Here is a 23,979-nt window from a genome sequence, read left to right as displayed (position 1 = left end):
CCCCGGCACCGCCTGTGGCGCTGCCCTGCCCTTGCCCATACCGGTCGCTACCGCGGGCAGTATCCAGGGTGGGGTTTTGGGGGTGGTCATTCGGGCACACATCCGTAGTCTTACGGTTCGTGATCAGAGAGAGGAGCGGAATTTATGCCGGTCGAGGACCTACGCAAGAGTCCGATGATGAGCCACATTCTCGACGCGTTGGAGAACGGCGAGGACATAGGGCACTACGGGCGTTTCACGTTCGCGGTCATCGCGCGCCACTTCGTGGACAACGATGAGCTCGTCAAGCTCATGACGCAGGACAAGGACGCGGACGAGGAGGAGATCCGGGCGCTCGTCCAGCAGGTCGAGGAGAAGAACTACAGCCCGCCGAAGCGGGACAAGATCCTGGACTACCAGAAGCAGCAGGACTTCGACATCTGCCCGAACCCCGACGACCCCGACGCCTGCAACCCTTACCAGGAGCTCGACTTCCCCGACGAGGTCTTCGAGAGCATCCAGGAGTACCGCGAGGAGAAGGCCAACTAGCCCCAGCTTCGAGGGCTCTTGCGCCGCCCGGTGGCGACCGCCGCCACCGGGCGGCGCTTCGTCGTCCTACCGGCCGCTGCGGGGCGGCCCCAAGCTCGCCAAAGGCGGACGCTCTTCGACGGCGACTCGCCGCTGGCCGAGGCTCGTGGGATGGCCCGGGAGCGGGAGGAAGAGGGGGCCCGGGGCGTGCTCTCCGAGGTCGTCCTCGCCCGTGCGAGACATCGCGGCCGTGAGGGTGGCGTAGGCCGCCTCTCCGAGGTCGGGGGTCGGGACCCTGGCCTCCGGGCGCTCCCCGAGGCATACCTGCGCCAGGGCGTCCACGCCCTTCCACTCGTGGGCGTCCAGGAGGAGGCTCAGGGAGGCGCCGTAGCCGACGGGGAAGGGGAGGGAGGCGAGGAGGCTCCGGCGGGCCGAGAACTCGGCCGAGACCGGGTCCACGAAGCCGGCCAGCTCCGGCCTGTACAGGTTGATCAGGGGCCTCGCGACGAGCTCGGAGAGGCCCCTCGCGCCGATCTCGTCCCCCCCGGAGCCCACCGGGGAGAAGCCCTTGACGAGGTGGAGCTCCTCCCTCAGGAGCAGCGGACCCACCAGGCCCAGCGCGCGCCGCCCGTCGGGGTCGGGCGCGGCGGGGTCGAGGAAGAGCAGGATCTCCCCCCCGGAGACCGCGAGCCCCCGCCACAGGGCGTCCCCGTAGCCGCGCACGGGGCCGTGGCCGGGGAGGAGATCGGCGTCCGGGTAGAACCTGGCGTCGCCCCGCGACGAGAGGTCTTTGGCCTCCCGGCACAGCACGATCTCCTCGTCGATGAGGCCGGCCTCCGTCAGCGGCGCCAGGGCGTCGAGCAGGGCCGACGTGCCCCTGCCCTTGCCGCCCATCGGCAGGATCACGCTCACCGTCGCCCCCGACGCCGCCTTTCTCTCCGCGAGCATCGCGGGGTCGAAGTCGCCGCGATCGAAGGTGTTGCTACGCACCCAGGAGGCGAGGGCGAGGTCCCTGGCCAGCCCCCTCTTCGCCCTGCCGACCGTGCGCGCGGAGGTCATGACGCGCACGGCGAGGGAACGCTCGATCGGGATGCCGCAGCGTTCGAGCGCGCGCTCGAGCTGCTCGTCCTCCAAGGCGGCGCGCGGCTCCAGACCGCCGACCTCGGCGTAAACCTCCGCCGTGAGGGCGAGGGAGGCCCCGCTGAACTGCCAGTGCTCGGCCGTGCCTCCGCCGGTATCCTCGGCGAGCAGCTCCATCTGCTTCTCGCGGCCCCGCGCCGCCCTCCACTCCCTGACGCCCTGGACGAGGTCTTCGTCGTCCCGGAGCTCGATCCTGCCGCCTATCGCCCGCGCCCCGCGCGCCGCCGCGTCGAGCTGGGCCCGCAGCCAGTCCGGCGCCACCACCGTGTCCGCGTCCGTCGAGGCGACGAGGCCGCCGGGCCTGCCCACCGAGACGAGCCGGGAGCACGCCTCGTCCATCCCGACCCTGCGCGCCCGGCCGGCCCCGCGCCCGGGCCCGTGCAGCAGGTGCAGGGCGAGGGCCGGGTGCTCGGAGGCGAACCGTCGCGCCCGCGCCTCCGTTTCGTCCTCGCACCCGTCGAGGACGAGCAGGACCTCGTACTCGTCGGCCGTGACGCCCTGTTGCGCGGCGAGGGCGTCTAGGCAGGCCTCGATCAGGTCCTCTTCGTCGCGGGCCGGCACGACCACCGAGGCCCGGAGCGTCTCGCGTGGCGGGGGGAGGATCATCCGGGGAGCGGCGCTCCCCGCTCGACGAGCCCGCGCCCCTCGTCGTAGTCCTCGTCGTGGTTGTGGGAGAGGACGCCGATGCAGGTGCCCCCCTTGCCGTACCAGACGGTGAAGGACTCCCCGGCGCCTTCGGGGGCGTCGCCGGCCTCGACGTGGTCGACGAAGCGGGCCTCGTCCCAGCCGTTGCTCCACGACCAGTACTTCAAGCTCTTGTCCGCCATCGTGGACCAGAAGCCGGGGGCCATGCTCCACCCGGCCTCCCCGCCCGCCAGCACGGCGCCCGCGACGCCGCCGTGGTTCAGGGCGTCGCCCCAGTGCTCGACCTTCTGGTGCGTCCCGGCCGACTCGTTCATCGCGTAGGCGACGTCTCCGACGGCGAAGACGTTCGGGACGCTCGTCCGCATCGAAGAGTCGGTGACGACCCCGCCGCCCTCGATCTCCAGCCCCGCCTCCTCGGCGAGCCCGATGCGCGGCCGGATGCCGGTCCCGAAAAGGACCGTCTCCGTCTCCAGCGTCTCCTCGCCCTCGACGCCGACCCGGAGGCCGCCGTCCGAACGCTCGATCCCCTCGACGTTGCGGCCGAGGCGGAGGTCGACGCCGAAGCCCTCCAGCCAGCCCCGGATCCTGCGCGCGACGGCCGGGCCGAGACGCGCCGCCTGCGGCGAGTCCTCCTGGCTCACGAGGGTCACCCGTGCCCCGAGCATGGAGAGCGACGCCGCCGCCTCGCACCCTATAAAACCGCTCCCCACGACCACGGCGCGGCTCCCGGGGGAGACGCGCGCCCCGAGCTTCTCCGAGTCCTCCAGCGTGCGCATCACGAGGACCTCGGGCAGATCCCCGCCGGGGACGGGTATCCGTAAAGGCTCCGAGCCCGTGGCGAGCACGCAGGCGTCGTAGGGGATCTCTCCGGTCTCCGTCGCCACGACGCCCCTGCCCGCGTCGAGGGAGAGGGCGGAGGTCGCGAGCCTCAGCTCCACGCCGTTCTCCTCGTACCAGCCCGCGCCCTGCATGGGGAGCTCGGCCCGCTCCACCTCGCCGCGGAGGTACTCCTTCGTGAGCGGGGGGCGGCGGTACGGCGGGAAGCTCTCCGCGGTCAGGATCGTGACGCGCCCGCGCCCCCCCGACTCGCGGTAGGCCCGCGCGGCGGCGAGGCCGCCGGGGCCGCCCCCGACTATGACTATGCGATCCGTCTCGTTCATCTCCCGTCCTCGAAAAGGTCCAGCCGGTACTCCGGCTCCACGATGGTCTCCCTCACGTGCAGGCGCGAGTTCCCCACGAGAAGGCCGTGGACCTCGTCGCCCTGCAAGGGGTACGTCTCGGTCTCCTTGCGCCAGTGGACGGCGAGCAGCCTCCCCCCGGGCGCGAGGGCGTCCTCGAAGCGCGCGAGCGTCTCCAGCATGACCTCGCGCGGCAGATAATAGAGGACCTCGGAGGCCAGGATCAGGCCGAAGGGACCCTCCGGCATCTCCTCCGGCAGCTCGCGACGCTCGATCCTGACGTGAGAGTACTTTCGCAGCCTCTGACGCGCGACAGAGACCGCCTTCTCCGAGACGTCCACCCCCAGGAGCTCGTCGCAGAGCGGGGCGAGCATCTCCGTGAAGACGCCGATGGACGCGCCGACCTCCAGCGCTCGTCCGTACCGGCGGTCCTGCAAGACCTCCAGGGTCCGCTCGTACTTGCGCCGCTCGTAGGGAGAGGTCTCGAAGCCCCACGGGTCGGGGGAGGCCGAGTAGAGGTTCTCGAAGTACTCCGACCGGAGGCGCGGTCTCTCAGCCATCCGGGTCCTCCGACCGGCGCCTGATAGCTCGGCGTCCGTCGCGCGCGATGGCGGGCTCGAGGCGGTGCTGCAGCAGGAAGAGCTCGAGGTCGCGGCGGGCCCTGTCCAGCCCGTCGGCGACGGCGAACGGGCGGGAGCCGCAGGCCCGGGCCGCCTCGTCCAGGATCTCGCGGCACGCGGAGGCCACGGCGGCGCGCAGGCGGATCGAGGTCTCCGTCAGGGGCCGCTCCCCGTCCTCGTCGGCGAGGGCGGAGGCGTGCTCGATCCAGCGGTCGATGGTGCCCTGCGCGGAGAGCATCTTGCCGGCGGCCAGGGAGACGAGGTCGTCGGGCTCCCGCCCCGCGGACTTCGCGGCCAGGGTGTCGAGGGCCGCCTCCACGGCGGCGTCCGCTATCCCCGCCCACGAGACGGCGGTACGGATGGCGTCGCGGCCGAAGTACGGCTCGCGCAGGATCTCGCCGGGCTCCCCGAACACCGCGAGCACCCGCGCCCCGTCGAAGACGACCCGATGGCTCTCGGACGAGCGCATCCCCGCGCCCCTGAACCAGCCCCGGTCCACCTCGAGCCCGCCCGCGAGGTCCACGTACGCGAGCAGGGGCGGCCCCGGCTCCCCCTCCGGGCCCCGAACGAGGACGAGCGCCCGGTCGAGGCCGGTGGAGCCGGAGCAGAACGTCTTGACGCCCCTCAGCACGAAGCCGTCCCCGCTACGCACGAGGCGCGCGGGCTCGCCCTCGCCGGGGACGGGGTCGGCCCCCAGACCCCCACGCGCAGCTCCCCGGAGGCGACCGCCGCGAGCTCCCGGCCGCGAAGGGGCTCGGGGCCAGGACGGTGAGCCGCTCGACGGCGTTGTAGTGGCCGTCCAGGATCCTGCCCACCGAGCCGTCGGCGGCGGCTACGGCCCTCAAGACCCGCCACTCCTCCCCGACGGTCGCGCGCCTGCCCGGCCCGTCCGGGAGCTCGGGGACCGGCAGCGAAAGTAGGCCCGCCGACGCCAGGGAGCGGAACGGCTCCTCGGGGAAGGCGGGGTCCGCGTCGCGCGCCGCCGCGCCCGCCCCGATCCCCTCCAGCAACCTGTCGAATCCGGCGGAGCCCGGCCCGACCCAGCCGCCGGACGCCCCGTTTCTCTCCTCTACGGCCTTCATCTGTGCTCCTTCTACGCCCCCCGCCGCGCCCGGTAGGGGGACGGCTCGCATTCTAGCTTCTCTATGTGGGCGACCAGCTCTCCGACGAGCGCCACCGTCTCTGCGCAACCGTCCCGGAGCGCGCCGGGGCCGATCCCGTCGTGCATGAGCACCACCGCGCCTTGCCGGATGAGGGGAGAGACGCTCCGGAGCATCGCCGGCGCGTCGTCTCCTCGCCAGTCGTGGGTGTCGGCGGTCCAGCCCGCTATCTCCAGCCCGTACTCCGCGGCGATGCCCCACGTCCAGGGCGCGACGACGCCCCACGGGGGGCGCCAGAGCCTGGGCTCGGCCCCGAATGACCGCAGCGCGCGCAGCCCCTCCCGGGCTTCCGCCTCGACCTCTCGCGGCGAGAGCTCGGTGTGGCGCACGTGGCGCACGCAGTGCAGCTCGACCCCGTGCCCCGCCTCGAGAGCGGCCCGTACGAGCCCCTCGTGTTCGAGGGCTAGCGGCGGGATCACGAAGAACGTCGCGCGCGCGCCGGCCCGATCCAGGGCGTCCAGCACCCGCGGCGTCCACACCGGGTCGGGACCGTCGTCGAAGGTCAGGGCGACCCCCGGCGTATCCGTGACGTCCATACGTCCCTTGGGTGCACGTTCGTCGGACGTCCGTTGCGTCTGTATGAGCACCTCCCTGCACCCCGATCTACCCCGCCGCTTGCGTCCCCCGCCTCCGGCGACGACCGCGTCCCCGTAAGCATAGGGGTTCGGGGAGAAACGGACGTGTGGCCCTTCACTGCCCACGGCACCGGGGGTGCCGCCGAAACCCCCGAACAAGGCCGCACGCAACGCCTCGGGCGCCCTACGCGCAGGTGAGGGCCGCTACCCACATCATCGGAACGAGCCGAAACCGAACGCGCGAGCGCGAGAGGTTCGGCGGGTTCTCCGAAGGCCCGACCGTATGGACGTTCGGCGTCTCGTTGGCGACGGGGGAGGGGCGGCGGCTCGTGAGGCCTGAGACGGGCAACACGTCGAGGGGCTAATACCTCGCTTCGGAATTCGCCTAGACGGCGTCGTCGGGGCTGTAGAATAAAGGGGCTGGTCCACCGTATGTAACCGCGTGAGGGGATCCGACCACCGTGAGTTCATCAGAGAGGTTCGTCGCGGAAGGTAGCGTAGAACTCGGGCCGAAGGAAGATTTTTTCGTCTTTCTCGACGGTGAGCACCTCGGCTCGATGCTAAGGAGGCATTTCGGCGCCGAAGCCGAGAGTGGCTACACCCCGATCGGGCGGCTGCGCGTCACCGTCGAGCGCGTCGAGGAGCAGGCGGCCCCCGAAACCTAGAGCGACGCCCCCCGACCCGGGCGTCTTTATCGACGCGACCCTCCCCGTACGGCCCTCGTCCCTCGGCCTGGGCCCGTGACTTCTGTCTATTACCGGCCAGGGCAATCCCGCGTTTTCCATCTCCTCGGACGCACGAACGTACCATCGACCCTCGCCGTTTCGACGGGCCCGGCGCGGGCGAGCATCGGCACGCTTGCGGGCGACGCCGGTGGGCGAAGACGGCGCGGCGGCGAAGGTTGCGTGGTGTACCGGGGCCGTCTCGGGGGCGGAAGGGCTAGGGGGCGTCCGTTCTGAGGCGCGCCATCGAGTAGGCGTCCACGAAGCGGCCGTCGCGCAGGGCGTAGGAGCGGTGGGTGCCCTCGACCACGAAGCCGGACCGCTCGTACAGGGAGATCGCCCGCTCGTTGTCGGTGTAGACCTGCAGCTCGATCCTGCTCAGGCCGATCCAGCGGTCCGCGAGCTCGAGGGCGGCCTCCAGGAGCGCCCGCCCCGCGCCGAGCCCCTGGCGGTCGTCGCGGACGGCCATCCCGATCTCCCCGACGTGCCGGCGCCGGGGGTGCTCTAGGACGACGAGCCCCAACTCGCCGACGACCTCGCCCTCCAGAACGGCCACGAGGCTGTGTATCCCCTCGGACGGCGAGATCCTTCGCCGCCACGCCTCCACGGAGGGGTACGGAAGCTGGAGCGTGCCCGAGACCGCGCATGGCCCGTCGAAGAGGCGGCTGACGGCCTCCGCGTCGCCGGGCTCGGCGCGCCGGACGCTCACCTCCATCCCGGACGCCCTACGAGTTGTCGCCCTCGCTCGGGCGGGACGCGGGGTTGGAGCCCGGCTTCCCCTCGGGGGGGCGGCGCAGCGCGATGTGGAGCTCCTTGAGCTGCTCCTCGGCGACGGGGCCGGGGGCGTCCATCATCTCGTCGCGCGCGGCCTGGGTCTTCGGGAAGGCCATGACCTCGCGGATGTTCGGCTCGTCCTTGAGGAGCATGATCAGGCGGTCCACCCCCGGCGCGATGCCGCCGTGCGGCGGCGCCCCGTAGCGGAACGCGGTGAGCATCGCCCCGAAGCGTTCTTGGGCCTCTTCCTCGCTCATGCCGATCGTCGAGAAGACCTTCTGCTGGATGTCCGGGCGGTGGATCCTGATGCTCCCGGACGCGAGCTCCGTCCCGTTGGCGACGAGGTCGTAGAGCTGCCCGATCACCTTCAAGGGGTCGGAATCCAGGAGCGGGAGGTCCTCCTCCCTGGGCATGGTGAACATGTGGTGCATCGGCTCGATGCGCCCCTCGTCCTCGTTCCACTCGAAGAGCGGGAAGTCCGTGACCCACGCGAGCGCGAGCACGCCCTCGTCGGCGAGCCCGAGCCGGTCGCGCAGGTGCAGCCTCAGCCGGTTCAGGCTCTCAAAGACGACCGCGTCCGCGTCCGCGACAAAGAACATGTAGTCGCCCTCTTGGGCCCCCAGGGCCACCTTCAGCGCGTCGCCCTCCTCGGGGGAGAAGAACTTGGCGATGGGGCCGATCAGAGCGTCCGCCCCGACCTTGAGGTGCGCGAGGCCCCTGGCCCCGCCGGCCGAGGCGACGCCGGTGAGCTCGTCGATCTCGCGCCGCGAGAGGTCCCCCAGACCGCTCACGGCGAAGCCGCGCACGGAGCCGCCACGCTCGATCGCGCCGGCGAAGACCTTGAACCCGGAGCCGCGGACGGCCTCGGAGACGTCCCGGATCTCCAGCCCGAAGCGAAGGTCCGGCTTGTCCGTGCCGAAGCGCGACATCGCCTCCGCGAACGTCATGCGCGGGAAGGGCTTGTGGAGGATCTTCTTCTCCGTGTAGCCCTCGACGATCTCGGTGAACAGGCCCTCGATCAGGACGAGCACCTCCTCCTGCGTCGTGTAGCTCATCTCGACGTCGAGCTGGGTGTGCTCGGGCTGGCGGTCGCCGCGCTGGTCCTCGTCGCGCAGGGCGCGCGCGATCTGGAAGTACCGCTCGAACCCGGCGACCATGAGGAGCTGCTTGAACTGCTGCGGCGACTGCGGCAGGGCGTAGAACTGCCCCGGGTACAGCCGCGCCGGGACGAGGTAGTCCCGCGCGCCCTCCGGGGAGGAGGCTGTCAAGAGCGGCGTCTCGACCTCCACGAAGTCCCGCTCGGCGAGGTAGCTGCGCATGTGCTTGACGACGCGGTCGCGGAAGATGATGTTCTCTTGCATCCTCTTGCGCCTCAGGTCCAGGTAGCGGTACTTGAGGCGAAGGATCTCGTCGACCGGCCTCTCGCGGTCGATCTCGAACGGCGGCGTCTCGGAGCGGTTGAGCACGCTCAGCGCGGTGGCCGAGATCTCGACCTCACCGGTCGGAAGCTCGGGGTTCTCGTTCCCCTCGGGCCTCCTCGCGACCTCCCCCTCTATGGAGACGCTCCACTCCGGCCGGAGCTCCTCGGCCTGGCCGAAGAGCTCGGCCTCCTCGGGCCGGAAGGCGACCTGCGTGATCCCCCAGCGGTCCCTCAGGTCTATAAAGATGAGGCCGCCGTGGTCCCGGCGCCGGTTGACCCAGCCCGCGAGCCTCACGCGCTCGCCGACGTCACCGGCCCTCAACTCGCCCGCGGTGTGCGTCCGGTAAGGGTTGTTCTCGAAGCTTTTCGTGCCAGTTTCTTCCCGGTGCAAGAGTTTCCTTCCGCCGTTCGTCGAGGGTCCGAGCAAGTATAGGTTAGACCCCCGAAGGGGCCAAGCGTCGCGCCCCCCGCGACCGCGCGCCGGGCGGCGTTGAAGGCTCCGTTGCACCCTTTTCACCCCTGTGTTAATTTGCGCCAGGCTCTGCCCGGAAAGGGGCTGACATACAGCCTGGCCGGCGGCGGGCCCACAGAACGGGGGAGTGAGATCTTAAGACGCGCTTTCGATGTGCCCCTTCGGGGGCGTGGTTCCCTTATACCGGCTTCCCTGGCGCTCTTCTCCCTGCTCCTCCTCGCGGGCTGCGGGGCGGCGAGGAGGAGGCGACCGTGGTCCCCCGCCCGGCGGCACCACGGGTTCCGCCGCCGCCCCGGCGCTCCCGGCGCGAACACGGCCGGCGGCGCGACCGTCGAGGGGAGCGCCCAGGCGGAGGCGCTCCAGGATCAGCCGTTCACCCTCAACCTGGACCAGCCCGTCCCCCCGGACTTCCGGGCCGCCTACCAGCGCAAGGCCCTCATCGCGGTGGCGTTCTTCAAGGAGGGGGAGGACCCTCTCTACCCGCAGGGGCTCGAGGTCGACGACTTCGTCAACGGCGACCTCTCGGAGCTCCAGTCGCAGTACCCGGAGGTCGAGTTCTTCTCCTACGACATCTCGGAGCCCGGCGAGGCCGAGACGAGCGAGGAGCTCCAGCAGGGGCAGTACGGCACCCTCGCCGCCCAGATGGACGTCGGCTTCACGCCCTTCGTGGCGATGCTCGCGCCGAGCGGCGAACAGTACACGATCACGAACCTCTACCAGGGCTACGTCGAGCGCGGCGTCCTCGACCAGGCCCTCTTCGACCTGACGAGCGTCGAGGTCGCGAGCAACACGAGCGACACCGACGTGGAGCTGGAGACGGTCGAGCTCACGGAGAGCGGCGGGGGCGTTGAGTACTTCACCGTGACGAACGACGGCGACGACAGGGTGAACCTCCAGGGCTTCAGCCTCCGCGTCGTCGACCCCGAGAGCGGCGAGGTCACCACGGACTCGCCCGGCGTCGAGGTGAACGAGCAGACCCGCGTGGGCCCCGGCAGGAGCGCCTCGGTCGGGCGCGTCCCGGACGCCGTGGACGCCGACGGACGCCAGGTCAGGGGGACCTTCGAGGGCGGGGAAGACCTCGAGCTCCAGCCCGGCGACACCGTCGCCCTCCTCGACGGCGGCGGCGCCGTCGTCGATACCGTAGCCGTCTAAGACCGCCCCTTCCGCGGCCCTTACGTGGGCGGTCAGGCGCCCTACCATGCGTTATAACTAACCCCATGACCGACGGCTCCGTGTACCTGGACCACGCCGCCACGACCCCTCTGGACCGGAGGGTCCTCGAGGCCATGCTCCCGCACCTCGGCGGCGCGGCGGCGGGGGGCAACCCCTCCTCGCTGCACGGCGCGGGCGCCGGCGCTCGCGAGGCGGTCGAGGCGGCCCGCGCCGAGGTCGCGGCGCTCGTGGGGGCGCGGCCCGCGGAGATCTTCTTTACCTCCGGCGGCACCGAGGGGGACAACCTCGCCGTCCTCGGCCTCGCCGCCGCGCGGCGAGGGAAGAGGCACGTCGTCGTCTCCGCCGTCGAGCACGCCGCCGTTCGGGGGGCCGCCGCGCACCTCGAATCCCGGGGCTACGACGTCACGCGCCTGGGCGTGGATGCCGACGGCCGCGTCTCCCCGGACGCCCTCGCCGATGCCCTTCGGCAAGACACGGCCCTCGTCGCCGTGATGTGGGCGAACAACGAGGTCGGCACCGTGCAGCCGGTGGCGGAGCTCGCCGGGCTGTGCGAGGAGCGCGGGGTTCCGTTCCACGCCGACGCGGTCCAGGCGGCGGGGAGGCTCCCCATCGACGTCTCGCGCGTCCCCGTCTCCACGCTCGCCGTCTCGTCCCACAAGCTCTACGGGCCGCAGGGCGTCGGCGCCCTGTACGTCCGCGAGGGCGTGGAGGTCGCGCCGATCGTCTTCGGCGGCGGCCAGGAGGGGGGGCTGAGGAGCGGAACCGAGAACGTCGCCGGGATCGTGGGCTTCGGCGCCGCCGCGCGCCTCGCCTCGGAGGAGATGGGGTATCGGGCGCGCCACGAGGAGGGGCTCAGGGAGCTGCTCCTCCGCGGCGCCCTCGCGCTCCCCGGGGTACGCCTCAACGGGCACCGCTCGGAGCGCCTCTCGAACAACGTCCACCTCTGCGTCGACGGGGTCGAGGCGGAGAGCCTCGTCCTCTTCCTGGACGCCCTCGGCTACGCCGTCGGGAGCGGCTCGGCGTGCGCTTCGAGCTCGGCCGGCCACAAGGCCTCGCCGGTGCTTCTCGCGATGGGGCGCGGGGAGGACGAGGCGTTCTCGGCCGTCAGGGTCACCGTCGGCAAGGATTCCACGCGGGGGGAGGTCGAGGGCTTCCTCGGCGCCTTCTCCGCCGCCGTCTCGCAGCTGCGCGAGCTCTCTCCCCTGTACGCAAGCTCATAGCCGAGGGATCGATATGCCAGATCGTTACAACCCGCAGGTAATAGACCACCTCGTCCGGCCCCGGAACGTCGGCGAGCTCGAAGGGGCCAGCGGCACCGGCGAGTCCGGCGACGCCTCCTGCGGCGACGTCGCCCGCTTCACCGTCCGGATAGCGGAGAACCGCGTCGAGGGGGTCCGCTACAAGGTCTACGGCTGCGCGGCGTGCATCGCCGCGGGCTCGGCCCTCTCGGAGCTCGTGTCGGACGCGAGCCTCCTCGACGCCGCGCGCGTCTCCGGGGTCGACCTGGAAGAGGCCCTCGGCGGGCCGTTGCCGGCCGGCAAGGAGCACGCCCTCACCCTCGTCCTCGACGCGCTGCACAAGGCGATCGAGGACCACTGGAACAGGGAGGCGGGCGAGATGCTCGTCGAGGGCTACGGGGGCCTGCGCGCGGGGACGGGCGGCAAGAAGACCGTCGTCGTGGCGACGAGCGGCGGGGTCGACTCGGCGGTCACCGCGCTCCTCATGAAGGAGGCCGGCTACGAGGTCGCCTGCGTCACCTTCCGCCTCCACGACGGCGAGCGCGGCAGCCGTTCGTGCTGCTCGCCGGACACCGTCCTCTTCGCGAGGGACACCGCGCACCGGATGGGCCTGCCGCACTTCACCCTGAACCTCAAGGAGCTCTTCGACCGGCGCGTGATGGAGGACTTCGTCGGCTCTTACGCCGAGGGGAGGACCCCGAACCCCTGCGTCTCGTGCAACGCCCACGTAAAGTTCCACGCCGCCTCGTTCCTCGCCGACAAGCTCGGCTTCGAGCGCGTGGCGACGGGGCACTACGCCCGCGTGGTCGAGGAGCCGGAGGGGGCCACGATGGCCCGGCCCGTCGACGAGGCCAAGGACCAGACCTACGTCCTGTGGCCCGTCCCCAGGGAGCTCCTGGCCCGCACGATCTTCCCGCTCGGCGAGCACCGCAAGGAGGAGGTCCGCAGGATCGCCGAGGATCGGGGCCTCGCCGTCGCGTACACCCCCGAGAGCCAGGACATCTGCTTTATCCCGGACGGCGACTACCGCGGCTTCGTCCGGAAGTCGGTAGCGGCGGAGCCGGGCGAGATCGTGGACCGCGAGGGCCGCGCCCTCGGCCGCCACAAGGGCGTCGTGGACTTCACCGTCGGCCAGCGCCGGGGCATCGGCGTCGCCGCCCCGACCCCGCTCTACGTCACCGAGGTCCGCCCGAAGACGGGGCAGGTCGTCGTCGGCAAGAAGGCCGACCTCGAGACGCGGGAGGTGCGCGTGGGCGGGCTGAACTGGTTCCTGCCACCGGAGAGGGCGGGCTCCGTCCAGATCCGCTACAACGGCCGCCCGGTGCCGTGCGAGATGGAGCACGCGGAGGGCGGCGAGGTCGTCGCGCATCTCGGGGCGCCCGTCTTCGGGGTCGCGCCCGGCCAGTCCGCCGTCTTCTACGACGGGGACAAGGTCGTGGGCGGCGGCGTGGTGCGTCGCGACACGTAGGGGCGCCTTCCAGGTGCCGCGGCGGGGGCGGCGAGTATAATGGCCTCTGGCGAAGAGCGAGACGTAGTGGAGGTGCGGTAAGGCTTGGACGCGTTTGTGGACCTTATGAAGGGGCTGCTCTTCGGGGGGCTGGCCGTCGCCTTCTTCGTCCTCGCCTGGATGTTCCTCAGGCTCGCCCGGATCTTCTCGACCACCGAGAAGACGATCAAGGAGGTCTCCGAGCAGGTGGTCCCACTCCTCGGCAAGACCCATGTCACCGTCGACAACATAAACAGCCAGCTCTACCAGCTCGACAACGCCGTCGGCGACGTCGCCGACATCACCGGGGAGCTCGACCAGACCACCACCGTCATCACCCGCGGGGTGCGCGGCGGCGTGATCAACCTCTCCTCCGCGACCGCCGGCCTCTCCAAGGGCATAAGCGCCTTCTTCGGGGCCTCCGGCAAGGAAGGCCCCGCAAGCGACGCGACGGCGCCCGGGGACGGGCGAACCACGAGGGAGGGTTAGGCCTTGGCGGGTTGGGGCAAGCTCATCGCCGGCGCCGTGATCGGGGCCGCCGGCGCGATCTACGCGACAAACGAGGAGCTGCGCAAGGGTCTGCCCGGCGCGGCCCGGGACCTGCCCGAGACCGTCCGGCGCCGCTTCCAGGCGGCGACCGCGGCCGCGCGCGAGGCCTCGGCGCTGCGGAGGGCCGAGATCATCAAGGAGCTAGAGGCTCACGGGGGCGACCACGCCGGTCGCCGTTCCCTGGGGGCGCCCGCCGGGGCGGTCCCCGGCCTGCCCGCCGCAGAAGGACCGTCCGAAGTTCCGGCCGCGCCCCGCGTGGTGCGACGCGCCGAAGCGGGGCGGCCCGAGCCCGCCGCGCCGGTCGAAGAATAGCCAACCGAGAGGGAGAAGAGAACTTGAGCGACCCCACGGATTACACCTACCTGACGCTCCCGCCGGGCGAGGCCGTGCGTTCATGCATCGGCCTCGTTGTCGCGGGCATGGCGGCGCGAGGCAAGATCGGGGTCGGCGGCCTGGAGGAGGCCGTGGAGCTCCTCGAGGACCGCCACTCGAACGAGCACGCGACCCGCTACCGCTTCTCGCTCGTGGAGGACCGCCTCCTCGCCGAGGTCGAGGAGCAGCGCAAGGTCGCCGGCGTCGCGGGGGGGACCGGGGAAGCCGAGCGCGGCTGGCGGACCGTGGTAGAGCTGGTTTCGTGACGACCGGGAGACGCTACAGGCGCCCGGACAAGGCCCGCACCCGCAGGCTGCTCACGCGCTACCACAAGCACGGGGACCAGCGGGCGCGCGAGCTCGCCATTCAGGAGCAGCTCCCGCTCGTCGAGTTTCTCGCCCGCAAGTTCGCCGGCCGCGGCGAGCCCGTCGAGGACCTCGTCCAGGTCGCCTCCGTGGGCCTCATCAAGGCCGTGGACCGCTTCGACGTGGACCGGAACATCGAGTTCTCGACCTACGCGACGCCCAACATCCTCGGGGAGATCAAGCGCTACTTCCGCGACAAGGGATGGGCGATGCGCGTCCCCCGCGGCTTGCAGGAGCTCAGGCAGTCCGCCAAGGAGGCGATCCGGGACGGCACCGTGAAGACGGGCCGCTCCCCGACGATTCAGGAGCTCGCCGACCGCCTCGACTCCGACGTCGAGAGCGTCGCCGAGGCCCTCACGCTCGGGCGCGCCTACAACACGGCGAGCCTCGACGCCCCCGTGAGCCAGGACGACTCCGACGGCGACACCATCATGGACCTGCAGGCGGACGAGAACAGCCCTATAGAAGGTCTGGAAGACAAGATCCTGCTGCAAAGGGCGATCGAGACGCTGAAGGATCAGCAACAGCGCATCCTCAAGCTCCGCTTCAACGAGGGGAAGACGCAGACGGAGATCGCGGAGACCATCGGCGTGAGCCAGATGCACGTCTCGCGCCTCCTCCGCCGCGCCCTCGACGACCTGCGCCGCCAGCTCGACGACATGGGCGGCGAGGAGGACGGGCGGTCCGAAACCGCGCGGGCGCGCACCGGAAGCTAGTCCTCGCCTGCCCGCTCCGGGCCGAACCGCTCCGAGATAACGCGACGCGGATAACGTAGAATCACGACCATGCAGAGTCACGAGATCCGAAAGCGTTACCTGGAGTTTTTCCAGGAGCGGGGCCACCGCTTCTTCCCGAGCTCCTCGCTCGTCCCGCACAACGACCCGACGGTCCTCCTCACCACCGCCGGGATGCAGCAGTTCATCACCTACTTCACCGGGCAGGAGAAGCCGCCGAGCCCCCGCGCCACGAGCGTCCAGAAGTGCTTCCGTACTCCGGACCTCGAGGACGTCGGTGACTCGACGCACCTCACCTTCTTCGAGATGCTCGGCAACTTCTCCTTCGGCGACTACTTCAAGAAAGAGGCGATCGAGTACGCCTGGGCGTTCCTCACGGAGGATCTCGGGCTGGCGCCGGAGAAGCTCTGGATCACGATCTTCGAGGGCGACGAAGACGCCCCGGAGGACCTGGAGGCGAAGGAACACTGGATGGCCTGCGGCGTCCCCGAGGACCGTATCTTCGGCCTCCCCAAGAGCGAGAACTGGTGGGGCCCGCCGGGCGACTCCGGCCCCTGCGGCCCCTGCTCGGAGGTCTACTTCGACTACGGCGAGGACCTCGCCAAGGGCGACCCCTCCGAGGACCCGAGGTACGGCCCCGGCGGGGAGGAGGGCGACCCGCGCTTCATCGAGATCTGGAACCTCGTCTTCAACCAGTACGAGCAGGCCCGCGACGGGACCCTCACCCCCCTCTCCAAGACCGGCATCGACACGGGCATGGGCCTCGAGCGGACCGCCGCCGTCGTCCAGGGCGTGCGCTCCGTCTACGAGACCGACCTCTACGCTCCGATCTTCGAGAAGGTCCGCGAGTACACCGACGCCCGCTTCGGATCGTCCGAGACCACCGACCGCGCCCTCTACATCCTCGCCGACCACTCCCGCGGCATGGCCTTCCTCATCGCCGACGGCGTCCGCCCCGGCAACCAGCGCCGCGAGTACGTCCTTCGCCGCATAATACGTCGGGCGGCGTTGCAGGCCTACGGGCGGCTCGGGATGGGACCCGAGGGGCTCGCCGGGCTCGCGGAGGTCGTCGTCGATTACATGGGCGACTTCTACGAGGAGTTGAAGAAATCCAGGGAGGACATCCGTCGGGTTGTCACGGCGGAGGCGCGGCGCTTCGTCGAGATCTACGACTCCGGGATGGGGCTTTTGGAGGAGGAGTTGTCGCGCTTCGAGGGGGGAACTTCCCCGGGCACGTCGCGTTCACGCTGCACGACACCTACGGCTTCCCGGTGGAGGTGACGCGGGAGGTGCTCGCCGACCGGGGCTCTCGCTCGACGAGGCGGGCTTCGAGAAGGCGATGACCGACCAGAGGGAGCGTGCGCGGGGGGCGTTGCAGGGTCACGAGAGGTTGGTCGCGGCGTTCCGGGATCGGGAGATCAAGAGCCGCTACGTCGGCTACGAGCGCGAGCAGGTCGAGACCACGGTGCTCGCGGCCGAAGGGGCGCCGGGCGGCGGGGGCGAGCTCTACGTCGTGCTCGCCGAGAACCCGTTCTACGCGACGGGGGGCGGGCAGGTCGCGGACGAGGGGTGGATCTCCCTCGAGAGCGGCCAGCTCGAGGTCTTCGACGTGGTCCCCGCCGGGGACTACCAGGTGCTGCGCGCCCGGCCCGTCGAGGGCGAGACGGTCGAGGTGAGGGCGGGGGACCGGGTGACCGCCTCCATAAACCGCGTCCGGCGCCAGCAGATCGAGGCAAACCACACCGCGACGCACGTGCTGCACTGGGCGCTCAGGGCGGTCTTGGGCAAGGAGGTCGTGCAGGCCGGCTCCTACGTCGGGCCGGACAGGCTCCGCTTCGACTACCGCTACACCGGCAAGGTCGACGAGGACGAGCTGCGGCGCGTGCAGGAGTTGTGTCTCCTCAAGATCACCGAGAACCAGCCCGTCCGGTACTACACGACGACGATCGAGGAGGCCCGCAACCTCGGGGCGATGATGCTCTTCGGTGAGAAGTACGGGGACCTCGTGCGCGTCGTCGAGATAGACGGCTTCTCCCGCGAGCTCTGCGGCGGGACCCACGTGCGCGGGACGGCCGAGGTCGGGGCCTTCAAGATCGTGACGAACAGGAAGCACGGCGCCGACCTCTACCGCATCGAGGTCATCACGGGGCGCGAGGCGCTCTACTACCTCATCGGCGCCACCGAGACGGCAGAGGAGCTCTCGGACTCCCTACGAGTCGAGATCGAGGAGCTGCCGGGGGCCGTGGAGGACCTAAGGCGCGAGGCGCGCGAGGCGCGCGAGGCCCAAAAAGCGCAGGCCCTCAGCAAGGGGCTCGCGGAGGTCGGATCCCTCGTCGAGAGCGCGGAGTCCATCGACGGAGCGAAGGTCGTCACCGGGCAGGTCGTCGCGGCGGACGTCAAGGGGCTCCGGCAGATCTCCGACGACGTGAAGAACAGGCTCGGGGGGCGGCGGCGGTCATCCTCGCCGCCGCCCTCGACGGCAAGGCGGTCCTCGTGGCGAACCTCCACCCCGAGGTCTCCAAGAAGGTGAAGGCCGGGGAGATCGTGCGCGAGGCGGCGGGCGTCCTCGGGGGCGGCGGGGGCGGTGGTCCCACGATGGCGCAGGCCGGCGGCGGAGAGGTCTCTGCCATCCCCGACGCCCTGAGCAGGGCGCGGGACGTTATCGGGCAGAAGCTGGCGGGCGGGCCGGGGGCCTAGCCCTGGCGCCGGCGCGGAGCATCGGCCGGGTCGCGGCCCTCGACATCGGCGAGGCCTACACGGGGGTCGCCATCTCCGATACCGGCGCGACCCTCGCCTGCCCCTCGAAGCCGTGCCGTCGGAGAAGCTGGACCGCTACCTCGGGAGCTGTTCGCGGACGGGGACGTCGCCGAGGTCGTGCTCGGCGTCCCAAGACGCTCGGCGGCGAGATCGGTTTTCAGGCCCGCCGCGTCCTCGAGCGGGCGAAGGGGCTAGAAGCGTCCTTCCCGGGGTGCGCTTCGTCGAGTGGGACGAGCGCCTCACCACGCGCGTGGCCCGGGCTACGATCGGGGCGGGGGAAGGGCGGGCGCCGGCGCGGCGGCAAGGAGCGGGTGGACCACCTCGCGGCGGCGGCCATGTTGCAGGAGTACCTGGACCGGAGGGGGGACGTTGCGGCGTCGCGGTAGGGGGGGCAGGCGCAGGGGCAGGAGGAGATCGAGGCCCGGTTGAGCGCCGTCCGGCGTTCTTCGCGGCCGAGGCCGAAGAGGCGCAGGCGCAAGGGGACGTCTCCGTTCGCGCGGATGTTCATGGTCCTGCTGCTCCTCGGGGTCCTGGTCGGGATCGTCGTGCTCGTGGGGTCCGCCCTGCGCGGCGGCGAGGAGGAGCCCGTCACCGTCACGGTGGAGGAGGGGGACACGCTCTCGAGCGTCGCCGACAAGCTCGACGAGGCCGGCGTCATCAGCAGCAGCGCCCTCTTCGAGTTGCAGGCCCGCGTGCGGGGCGGCGCCACGCAGCTCAGGCCCGGCCAGTACCGGCTGGCCCCCGGCGAGAGCGGGGAGGAGATCCTGGCCACCCTCTCGTCCGAGGAGGAGGACGTCTCGACCTTCGCGGTCACCATCCCCGAGGGGCTCACGATCGCGCAGGTGGCCCGGACGGTAGAGGCCGAGGGCGGCGTTCCCGCCGCGGAGTTCGAGGCGGCGGCGGGCCGCACGGACTACGGCTACGCCTTCCTGGAGGATCCTGCCATAGGGAGCACCGAGGGGTTCCTCTTCCCGAAAAGCTACCAGTTCGAGAAGGGGACCGGGGCCGAGGGCATGATCGACCGCTTCCTGGAGCAGTACCTTATAGAGACCGAGGCGCTCGATTTCGCCGCCGCCGAGGACCGGTTCAACCTCACCGAGTACCAGCTCGTCACCGTGGCGTCGCTCGTCGAGAGGGAGTCGGCCAACCCGAGGAGCGGACCATGATCGCCTCGGTGATCTACAACCGCATACGCGCCGGCATGCCCTGCAGATCGACGCCACCGTGCAGTACGCCCTGGGGGAGCCCAAGGAGAACCTCTCGCTCGCCGACCTCGAGGTGGAGAGCCCCTACAACACCTACGCGAACCCCGGTCTGCCGCCCGGCCCATCGCCAGCCCAGCAGGGACTCCCTCGTCGCCGCCCTGGAGCCCGCCGAGACCGACTACCTCTACTACGTGCTGGAGGCCGACGGCCGAAAGCACTTCTTTACGAACGATTACGACGAGTTTCTCGCCGCCAAGAGCGAGGCCGGGCGCTGACCGGGCAGCGGAGCGGCCTGCCGGGGGGTACGTTAAAGGTCTGGCGCCGCGCTGCCGATAATCATGTGGAGGCCGTTGCGGAAGCTCTGCGGGCCGTGGCGTCTGGCGGACCGGACGGAGGAACGGGCCCGTCGGACACGACCGCAGATCCCCCGCCGGGGAGCATCGTGGCCCGCGAGCCGAGAGGTTCGGGGCCGGACCGTGGAGGCGCGGGGGCCGGTGAGGAATACTTGAACAGGCGCGGGGGTTAAGGCCCTCGGTACCTGGGTCAATGGACGCAGATCGGGCGCGAGCCCGAAGTGGGGTAACAAGCGATGCATTCCTACAGCAGCAGTACGGGGAAGGGCGACGGGGTCTTCAAGGAGAAGAAGATCGGCGAGATCCTCGTCGCGCAGGGCAAGGTCACCGAGGAGCAGATAGACGAGGCCCTCGCGATCCAGAAGTCCGATACCAGGAACATAGGCAAGATCCTCGTCTCCCTCGGCTACATCAACGAGGACGACTTGGCCCAGGCGTTGAGCATGAGGCTCAACGTGGAGTACGTGGCGCTCTTCGAGGTTCACGTGGACCCCGAGGTACTCGGGATCATAGAAGAGGACGTCCTGTTGCAGCACAAGGCGGTGCCCCTGAGGGTCGAGGACGGGCGGCTCATCGTCGCGATGACCGATCCCAACGACATCTACGCCAGGAGCGACCTCACGATCAGCGCCGGTTACCCGATCACCACCGTGGTCGCCGCCGAGGACGCGGTCCGGCGGCTGCAGGAGCAGCTCTTCGGCAACGGGGCCGTCGTGGACGGCGCCCTCGCCGAGCTCGCCGACGCGGTCCAGGCCTACAGGGCGACGGAGGAGACCGAGGCAGGGGACGCCGAGGCCGCGAGGAAGGCCAGGAGGGTCGAGCCCGGGGCGCAGCCCGAGGCCGATCTCGGCGAGCCCGTCGCGGAGCCGAACGGCGCGCGGGGGGAGCCCGCGGCGCGCGGCGGCGGACGCAGGAACATCAGGGGCGCCAGAAAGACCGGGGAGATCCTGATCTCGCAGGGCAAGCTGACGCAGGGCCAGCTCGACCAGGCGCTCGAGCTCCAGAAGAACGACCCGAGGGACCTCGGGAAGATCCTCGTCGCCCTGGGCTACGTCACGCCCGCCGACCTCGGAAGGGCGCTGGCCGAGCGCCTGAAGCTGGACTTCGTCGTGGTCGCCGACCTCTCCGAGGACGAGGTGGACCCGGCCGCGATCGAGCTCGTAAACGAGGAGGCGCTCCGGAAGTACATGGCCCTGCCCTTGAGGGTCGAGGACGGGCGGCTCATCGTCGCGATGAGCGACCCCAACGACATCTTCGCCCTCGAGGACCTGAGGATCATCGCGAAGCACCCGATCACCCCGCTCGTCGCGACGGAGGAGGACCTCAAGGGGGCCTTCGCCGCCCTGTTCGGCGACGAGGACCTCTACCCTGACGTCGTGGACGAGCCCGAGGCCGAAGGCGGTGGTCAGGAACCCCTGCCGCCGGTCGAGGAGCCCGGCCCGGACGCCCCGCCCGAGGGGCCGCAGAACGGGTCCTCGACCGGCTTCGTGGTCGGTTCCAACGGTACGGCCGAGGCGCCGACGGAGGGTGTTCCCCTCGGGCGGCAGGCCGGCGACAGCGGCACCCTGGAGCGCGTCGAGGGGACGAGGAACCGGAAGGTCGCCGTCGGTGGAGGCCGGATCGGGGACATCCTGCTCTCCATGGGCAAGGTCACCGAGGAGCAGCTCGACGTAGCCCTCGCCATGCAGCAGGACGACCCTCGCGAGGTTGGCAAGATCCTGCTCTCCCTCGGCCACATCGAGAAGACCGACCTCGCTCAGGCCCTGGCGCGGCGTCTCAGGCTGGACTTCGTGGAGCTCACCGAGCGCGACGTGGACCGGGCGGCGGCCTCCCTCGTCGAGCAGAAGGTACTCCGCAGGCACGGGGTCATGCCGCTGAGGGTCGAGGGCGGGCGCCTCGTGGTCGCGATGAGCGACCCGACCAACATCTACGCCCTCGAGGACCTGATGATGATCTCGGGCCACCCCATCACGCCGGTGGTCGCGCTCGAGGAGGAGATACAGCGCGTCCACAACAAGGTCTTCGCCATGAGCGACGAGATCTCCGAGTTTCTCGAGGAGGCCTCGAAGGAGACGGTCGAGCAGGACCACGGCGACCTCGACCTCGGGGTCGAGACCTCGCCGGACGAGGCCCCGATCATCCGGCTCGTCAGCTCCATCCTCCAGCAGGCCGTCGGCGACGGGGCCTCGGACATCCACATCGAGCCGCAGGCCCGCGAGCTCGCGGTCCGCATGAGGGTGGACGGCGTGCTGCGCGAGTCGATGACCGTCCCCCCGAAGCTGCAGAACGGGGTCATCGCGCGCCTCAAGATCCTGGCGAACCTCGACATCGCCGAGAAGCGCGTGCCGCAGGACGGGCGCTTCAGCGTCAAGCTCGGCGGGCAGAAGATCGACCTTCGCGTCGCGTCGCTACCGACCGTGTTCGGCGAGAAGATCGTGCTGAGGCTCCTCGACACCTCGAACGCCACCGTCGAGTTGACGAAGCTCGGCTTCCCGCCGAAGGTCTACGCCCAGTACGAGGAGGTCTTCCGCAGGCCGTACGGCGCGATCCTGGTGACCGGCCCGACGGGCTCGGGCAAGTCCACCTCGCTGTACGCCACGCTCAACGAGCTCAACACCCCCGAGAAGAACATCATCACCGTCGAGGACCCGGTCGAGTACCGGATGCGCGGGGTCAACCAGGTGCAGACCAACCCCAAGGCCGGCCTCACGTTCGCGAGCGCCCTGAAGAGCATCCTGCGCGCCGACCCCGACATCGTGATGATCGGCGAGATCCGGGACTTCGAGACGGCCAAGATCGCGGTGGAGGCGGCGCTCACGGGCCACCTCGTCCTCGCGACCCTGCACACCAACGACGCGCCCGGCGCGGTGAGCCGCCTGAACGACATGGGCGTGGAGCCGTTCCTCACGTCGTCGGCGGTGGATTGCGTGATCGCGCAGCGGCTCGCCAGGCGCCTGTGCGAGAACTGCAAGGAGCCGGTGGAGCTCGAGCGGGAGATCCTGGAGGGGATACGGTTCCCCTTCAAGCACGTCCCGGAGGCCGCCTTCCTCGACTTCCACAAGGCCGTCGGCTGCGACAGGTGCGGCGGCTCCGGCTACCGCGGGCGGGTCGGCCTCTACGAGCTCCTCGTCGTCAGCGACAACATAAAGGGCATGATCCTGCGCGGCGAGTCCACGCTGGAGATCGGGCGGGTCGCCGAGGAGGAGGGGATGGTCCGGCTCCGCGACGACGGGCTCTTGAAGGCCGCCGCCGGGGTCACCACGATCGAGGAGATCCTGCGGACCGTAATCTAGCGCCAAGCATTGTAAGCGGCTAAAGTTCCGGCTTGGTTGTGCCGATAAGTCGTTGAGCGGAACCGACTAACACTGCGGAGGGAACACGAGATGATGCTAGAGAGCGGGCTCAACGACTACCTGTTCGACGCCATAAAAGCGGGGGCCAGCGACCTGCACATCACCGTGGGCCTGCCCCCGATGATCCGGGTACACGGCAAGGTCCAGCCCCTGGACTACCCGCCGCTGACGGGCCAGATGACGCGCGAGATGGTCTACGACATCCTCTCCAACGACCAGCGCCAGCGGCTTGAGAGCGAGTGGGAGCTCGACTTCGCGTACACGCTGCCGCGGACGGCCCGCTTCCGTGTCAACGTGTACTTTCAGCGCGGCTCGATGGGGGCGGCGTTCCGGACGATCCCGCACGAGATCAAGGACTTCAGCGAGCTCGGGCTCCCGCACGCGATCGAGCAGATGGCCGAGAAGCCGCGCGGGCTCGTCCTCGTCACGGGGCCGACCGGCTCGGGCAAGTCGACCACCCTCGCCTCGATGATCGACAAGATCAACCGCGAGCGCGCCGAGCACATCATGAGCGTGGAGGACCCCATAGAGTTCCTCCACCAGCACAAGAAGTGCATCGTGAACCAGCGCGAGGTCAACCAGGACACCAAGTCCTTCGCCCAGGCCCTCAAGCACGTGCTCAGGCAGGACCCGGACGTCATCCTCGTCGGCGAGATGCGCGACCTCGAGACGATCGGGCTCGCCATCAGCGCGGCCGAGACCGGCCACCTCGTCTACGGCACCCTCCACACCCAGGACGCCCCGCAGACCGTCGACCGGATCATCGACGTCTTCCCGCCGAGCCAGCAGGGCCAGGTCAGGGCGCAGCTCGCCATCGCGCTCCAGGGCATCGTGACGCAGACCCTGATCCCGAAGCGCGACGGCAAGGGGCGGGTCGTGGCCTGCGAGATCCTCGTGCCGACGCCGGGCGTCAGGAACCTCATCCGCGAGGGGAAGAACCACCAGATCTACTCCGCCATGCAGACGGGCGGGAAGTTCGGGATGCAGACGATGGACGCCGCCCTCGTGGAGCTCGTCCGTAAGGGCGAGATCTCGCGCGAGGAGGCCGAGAAGCGCTCCAGCAACCCCGACGAGTTGAAGCGGCTGATGGGCGGCTCCGGCGCGACGCCGCAGGCGCCCGTAGCGGCGGCGCCTGCGAAATCCGGTTACGCGGCCTTCGGAAGTCGGCGCTAGGCCCCAGG

25 protein-coding genes are annotated in these 23,979 nt (G+C 70.5%); 17 read left to right on the top strand and 8 right to left on the bottom strand.

Annotation, left to right across the window (positions count from 1 at the left end):
* The first annotated feature begins 144 nt into the window (after positions 1-144).
* Positions 145-528, top strand: a complete 384-nt coding sequence (locus GBA65_RS11355) for a hypothetical protein (RefSeq protein ID WP_166396654.1) — start codon at positions 145-147, stop codon at positions 526-528.
* Positions 529-594: 66 nt separating this feature from the next.
* Here the strand turns inward: GBA65_RS11355 and GBA65_RS11350 are convergent, their stop codons facing one another.
* Genes GBA65_RS11350 through GBA65_RS11325 form a run of 6 tightly spaced genes read right to left on the bottom strand, consistent with a single transcriptional unit; the run spans position 595 to position 5,786 of the window.
* Positions 595-2,253 carry a glycosyltransferase family 2 protein gene (locus tag GBA65_RS11350; protein ID WP_166396653.1) on the bottom strand — a complete coding sequence of 553 codons (1,659 nt, stop codon included), beginning with the start codon at positions 2,251-2,253 and terminating at the stop codon, positions 595-597.
* Positions 2,250-3,452: an NAD(P)/FAD-dependent oxidoreductase gene (locus tag GBA65_RS11345; RefSeq protein ID WP_166396652.1), complete on the bottom strand. Its 1,203-nt coding sequence runs from the start codon at positions 3,450-3,452 to the stop codon at positions 2,250-2,252. Before GBA65_RS11345 ends, GBA65_RS11350 begins: the two co-directional genes overlap by 4 nt.
* The gene (locus tag GBA65_RS11340; RefSeq protein ID WP_166396651.1) at positions 3,449-4,030 is read right to left on the bottom strand and encodes a class I SAM-dependent DNA methyltransferase; all 582 of its coding nucleotides are present in this window, start codon (positions 4,028-4,030) and stop codon (positions 3,449-3,451) included. Before GBA65_RS11340 ends, GBA65_RS11345 begins: the two co-directional genes overlap by 4 nt.
* Positions 4,023-4,742 carry an acyl-CoA dehydrogenase family protein gene (locus GBA65_RS11335; RefSeq protein ID WP_166396650.1) on the bottom strand — a complete coding sequence of 240 codons (720 nt, stop codon included), beginning with the start codon at positions 4,740-4,742 and terminating at the stop codon, positions 4,023-4,025. The genes GBA65_RS11340 and GBA65_RS11335 overlap by 8 nt, the downstream gene beginning before the upstream one ends.
* The gene (locus GBA65_RS11330) at positions 4,735-5,172 is read right to left on the bottom strand and encodes an acyl-CoA dehydrogenase family protein (protein WP_166396649.1); all 438 of its coding nucleotides are present in this window, start codon (positions 5,170-5,172) and stop codon (positions 4,735-4,737) included. The genes GBA65_RS11335 and GBA65_RS11330 overlap by 8 nt, the downstream gene beginning before the upstream one ends.
* Before the next feature lie 11 nt (positions 5,173-5,183).
* Entirely contained in the window at positions 5,184-5,786 is a 603-nt protein-coding gene (locus GBA65_RS11325; protein WP_166396648.1) for a polysaccharide deacetylase family protein, read from the bottom strand.
* Between the two features lie 500 nt (positions 5,787-6,286).
* Between GBA65_RS11325 and GBA65_RS11320 the strand changes: the two genes are divergently transcribed.
* Entirely contained in the window at positions 6,287-6,490 is a 204-nt protein-coding gene (locus GBA65_RS11320) for a hypothetical protein (protein ID WP_166396647.1), read from the top strand.
* A 274-nt stretch (positions 6,491-6,764) separates the two neighbouring features.
* On the opposite strand, the gene GBA65_RS11315 is transcribed toward GBA65_RS11320, so the two are convergent.
* Entirely contained in the window at positions 6,765-7,262 is a 498-nt protein-coding gene (locus GBA65_RS11315) for a GNAT family N-acetyltransferase (protein ID WP_166396646.1), read from the bottom strand.
* Positions 7,263-7,272: 10 nt separating this feature from the next.
* Entirely contained in the window at positions 7,273-9,132 is a 1,860-nt protein-coding gene (gene aspS, locus GBA65_RS11310; protein WP_166396645.1) for an aspartate--tRNA ligase, read from the bottom strand.
* Between the two features lie 234 nt (positions 9,133-9,366).
* On the opposite strand from aspS, the gene GBA65_RS11305 reads away from it, so the two are divergent.
* From GBA65_RS11305 to GBA65_RS11240, 15 genes are all read left to right on the top strand, one after another.
* Positions 9,367-10,365 carry a lamin tail domain-containing protein gene (locus GBA65_RS11305; RefSeq protein WP_166396644.1) on the top strand — a complete coding sequence of 333 codons (999 nt, stop codon included), beginning with the start codon at positions 9,367-9,369 and terminating at the stop codon, positions 10,363-10,365.
* Between the two features lie 65 nt (positions 10,366-10,430).
* A complete protein-coding gene (locus GBA65_RS11300; protein ID WP_166396643.1) occupies positions 10,431-11,606 on the top strand; it encodes a cysteine desulfurase family protein in 1,176 nt (391 codons plus the stop codon).
* Positions 11,607-11,619: 13 nt separating this feature from the next.
* Positions 11,620-13,092 carry a tRNA 2-thiouridine(34) synthase MnmA gene (mnmA, locus tag GBA65_RS11295; RefSeq protein WP_166396642.1) on the top strand — a complete coding sequence of 491 codons (1,473 nt, stop codon included), beginning with the start codon at positions 11,620-11,622 and terminating at the stop codon, positions 13,090-13,092.
* A gap of 84 nt (positions 13,093-13,176) precedes the next feature.
* On the top strand, positions 13,177-13,599 hold the full coding sequence (locus GBA65_RS11290; RefSeq protein ID WP_166396641.1) for a DUF948 domain-containing protein: 423 nt from the start codon (positions 13,177-13,179) through the stop codon (positions 13,597-13,599).
* Between the two features lie 3 nt (positions 13,600-13,602).
* Entirely contained in the window at positions 13,603-13,971 is a 369-nt protein-coding gene (locus GBA65_RS11285) for a hypothetical protein (RefSeq protein ID WP_166396640.1), read from the top strand.
* Positions 13,972-13,994: 23 nt separating this feature from the next.
* Positions 13,995-14,297: a hypothetical protein gene (locus GBA65_RS11280; RefSeq protein WP_166396639.1), complete on the top strand. Its 303-nt coding sequence runs from the start codon at positions 13,995-13,997 to the stop codon at positions 14,295-14,297.
* Complete coding sequence (locus GBA65_RS11275) at positions 14,294-15,112, top strand: SigB/SigF/SigG family RNA polymerase sigma factor (protein ID WP_166396638.1); 819 nt, start codon at positions 14,294-14,296, stop codon at positions 15,110-15,112. Before GBA65_RS11280 ends, GBA65_RS11275 begins: the two co-directional genes overlap by 4 nt.
* Positions 15,113-15,181: 69 nt before the next feature.
* Positions 15,182-16,411: an alanine--tRNA ligase-related protein gene (locus tag GBA65_RS24350; RefSeq protein ID WP_266096481.1), complete on the top strand. Its 1,230-nt coding sequence runs from the start codon at positions 15,182-15,184 to the stop codon at positions 16,409-16,411.
* A 58-nt stretch (positions 16,412-16,469) separates the two neighbouring features.
* A complete protein-coding gene (locus GBA65_RS26440; RefSeq protein WP_407691013.1) occupies positions 16,470-17,660 on the top strand; it encodes an alanine--tRNA ligase-related protein in 1,191 nt (396 codons plus the stop codon).
* Positions 17,624-17,827, top strand: a complete 204-nt coding sequence (locus GBA65_RS11265; protein WP_166396636.1) for a DHHA1 domain-containing protein — start codon at positions 17,624-17,626, stop codon at positions 17,825-17,827. The genes GBA65_RS26440 and GBA65_RS11265 overlap by 37 nt, the downstream gene beginning before the upstream one ends.
* 2 nt (positions 17,828-17,829) lie before the next feature.
* Positions 17,830-18,273 (top strand): Holliday junction resolvase RuvX, encoded by a 444-nt coding sequence (gene ruvX / locus GBA65_RS26435; RefSeq protein ID WP_166398470.1) that lies wholly within the window; start codon positions 17,830-17,832, stop codon positions 18,271-18,273.
* Positions 18,274-18,312: 39 nt separating this feature from the next.
* Positions 18,313-19,053: an endolytic transglycosylase MltG gene (locus GBA65_RS25220; RefSeq protein WP_166396635.1), complete on the top strand. Its 741-nt coding sequence runs from the start codon at positions 18,313-18,315 to the stop codon at positions 19,051-19,053.
* Between the two features lie 58 nt (positions 19,054-19,111).
* The gene (locus GBA65_RS26430; RefSeq protein ID WP_407691012.1) at positions 19,112-19,618 is read left to right on the top strand and encodes an endolytic transglycosylase MltG; all 507 of its coding nucleotides are present in this window, start codon (positions 19,112-19,114) and stop codon (positions 19,616-19,618) included.
* 63 nt (positions 19,619-19,681) lie between these two features.
* Positions 19,682-22,738 (top strand): ATPase, T2SS/T4P/T4SS family, encoded by a 3,057-nt coding sequence (locus tag GBA65_RS11245; RefSeq protein ID WP_166396633.1) that lies wholly within the window; start codon positions 19,682-19,684, stop codon positions 22,736-22,738.
* Between the two features lie 90 nt (positions 22,739-22,828).
* Entirely contained in the window at positions 22,829-23,971 is a 1,143-nt protein-coding gene (locus GBA65_RS11240; protein ID WP_166396632.1) for a type IV pilus twitching motility protein PilT, read from the top strand.
* Positions 23,972-23,979 lie beyond the last annotated feature (8 nt).

This window comes from Rubrobacter marinus (genome assembly GCF_011492965.1).
GTDB classification, from domain to species: Bacteria; Actinomycetota; Rubrobacteria; order Rubrobacterales; family Rubrobacteraceae; genus Rubrobacter_F; species Rubrobacter_F marinus.
Note: the sequence above shows the minus strand (reverse complement) of the source record. Positions and strands in the feature narration are given on the sequence as shown.

Excerpts from the sequence above, each read along its gene's own strand:
- GBA65_RS11300 (WP_166396643.1), top strand. The coding sequence starts at position 10,431 with ATGACCGACGGCTCCGTGTACCTGGACCACGCCGCCACGACCCCTCTG.
- GBA65_RS11245 (WP_166396633.1), top strand. The coding sequence starts at position 19,682 with ATGCATTCCTACAGCAGCAGTACGGGGAAGGGCGACGGGGTCTTCAAG.
- mnmA (WP_166396642.1), top strand. The coding sequence starts at position 11,620 with ATGCCAGATCGTTACAACCCGCAGGTAATAGACCACCTCGTCCGGCCC.
- GBA65_RS11240 (WP_166396632.1), top strand. The coding sequence starts at position 22,829 with ATGATGCTAGAGAGCGGGCTCAACGACTACCTGTTCGACGCCATAAAA.
- GBA65_RS26440 (WP_407691013.1), top strand. The coding sequence starts at position 16,470 with ATGACCGACCAGAGGGAGCGTGCGCGGGGGGCGTTGCAGGGTCACGAG.
- GBA65_RS11330 (WP_166396649.1), bottom strand. The coding sequence starts at position 5,172 with ATGAAGGCCGTAGAGGAGAGAAACGGGGCGTCCGGCGGCTGGGTCGGG.
- GBA65_RS11325 (WP_166396648.1), bottom strand. The coding sequence starts at position 5,786 with ATGGACGTCACGGATACGCCGGGGGTCGCCCTGACCTTCGACGACGGT.
- GBA65_RS24350 (WP_266096481.1), top strand. The coding sequence starts at position 15,182 with ATGCAGAGTCACGAGATCCGAAAGCGTTACCTGGAGTTTTTCCAGGAG.
- GBA65_RS11315 (WP_166396646.1), bottom strand. The coding sequence starts at position 7,262 with ATGGAGGTGAGCGTCCGGCGCGCCGAGCCCGGCGACGCGGAGGCCGTC.
- GBA65_RS11345 (WP_166396652.1), bottom strand. The coding sequence starts at position 3,452 with ATGAACGAGACGGATCGCATAGTCATAGTCGGGGGCGGCCCCGGCGGC.
- GBA65_RS11350 (WP_166396653.1), bottom strand. The coding sequence starts at position 2,253 with ATGATCCTCCCCCCGCCACGCGAGACGCTCCGGGCCTCGGTGGTCGTG.
- GBA65_RS11355 (WP_166396654.1), top strand. The coding sequence starts at position 145 with ATGCCGGTCGAGGACCTACGCAAGAGTCCGATGATGAGCCACATTCTC.
- GBA65_RS11340 (WP_166396651.1), bottom strand. The coding sequence starts at position 4,030 with ATGGCTGAGAGACCGCGCCTCCGGTCGGAGTACTTCGAGAACCTCTAC.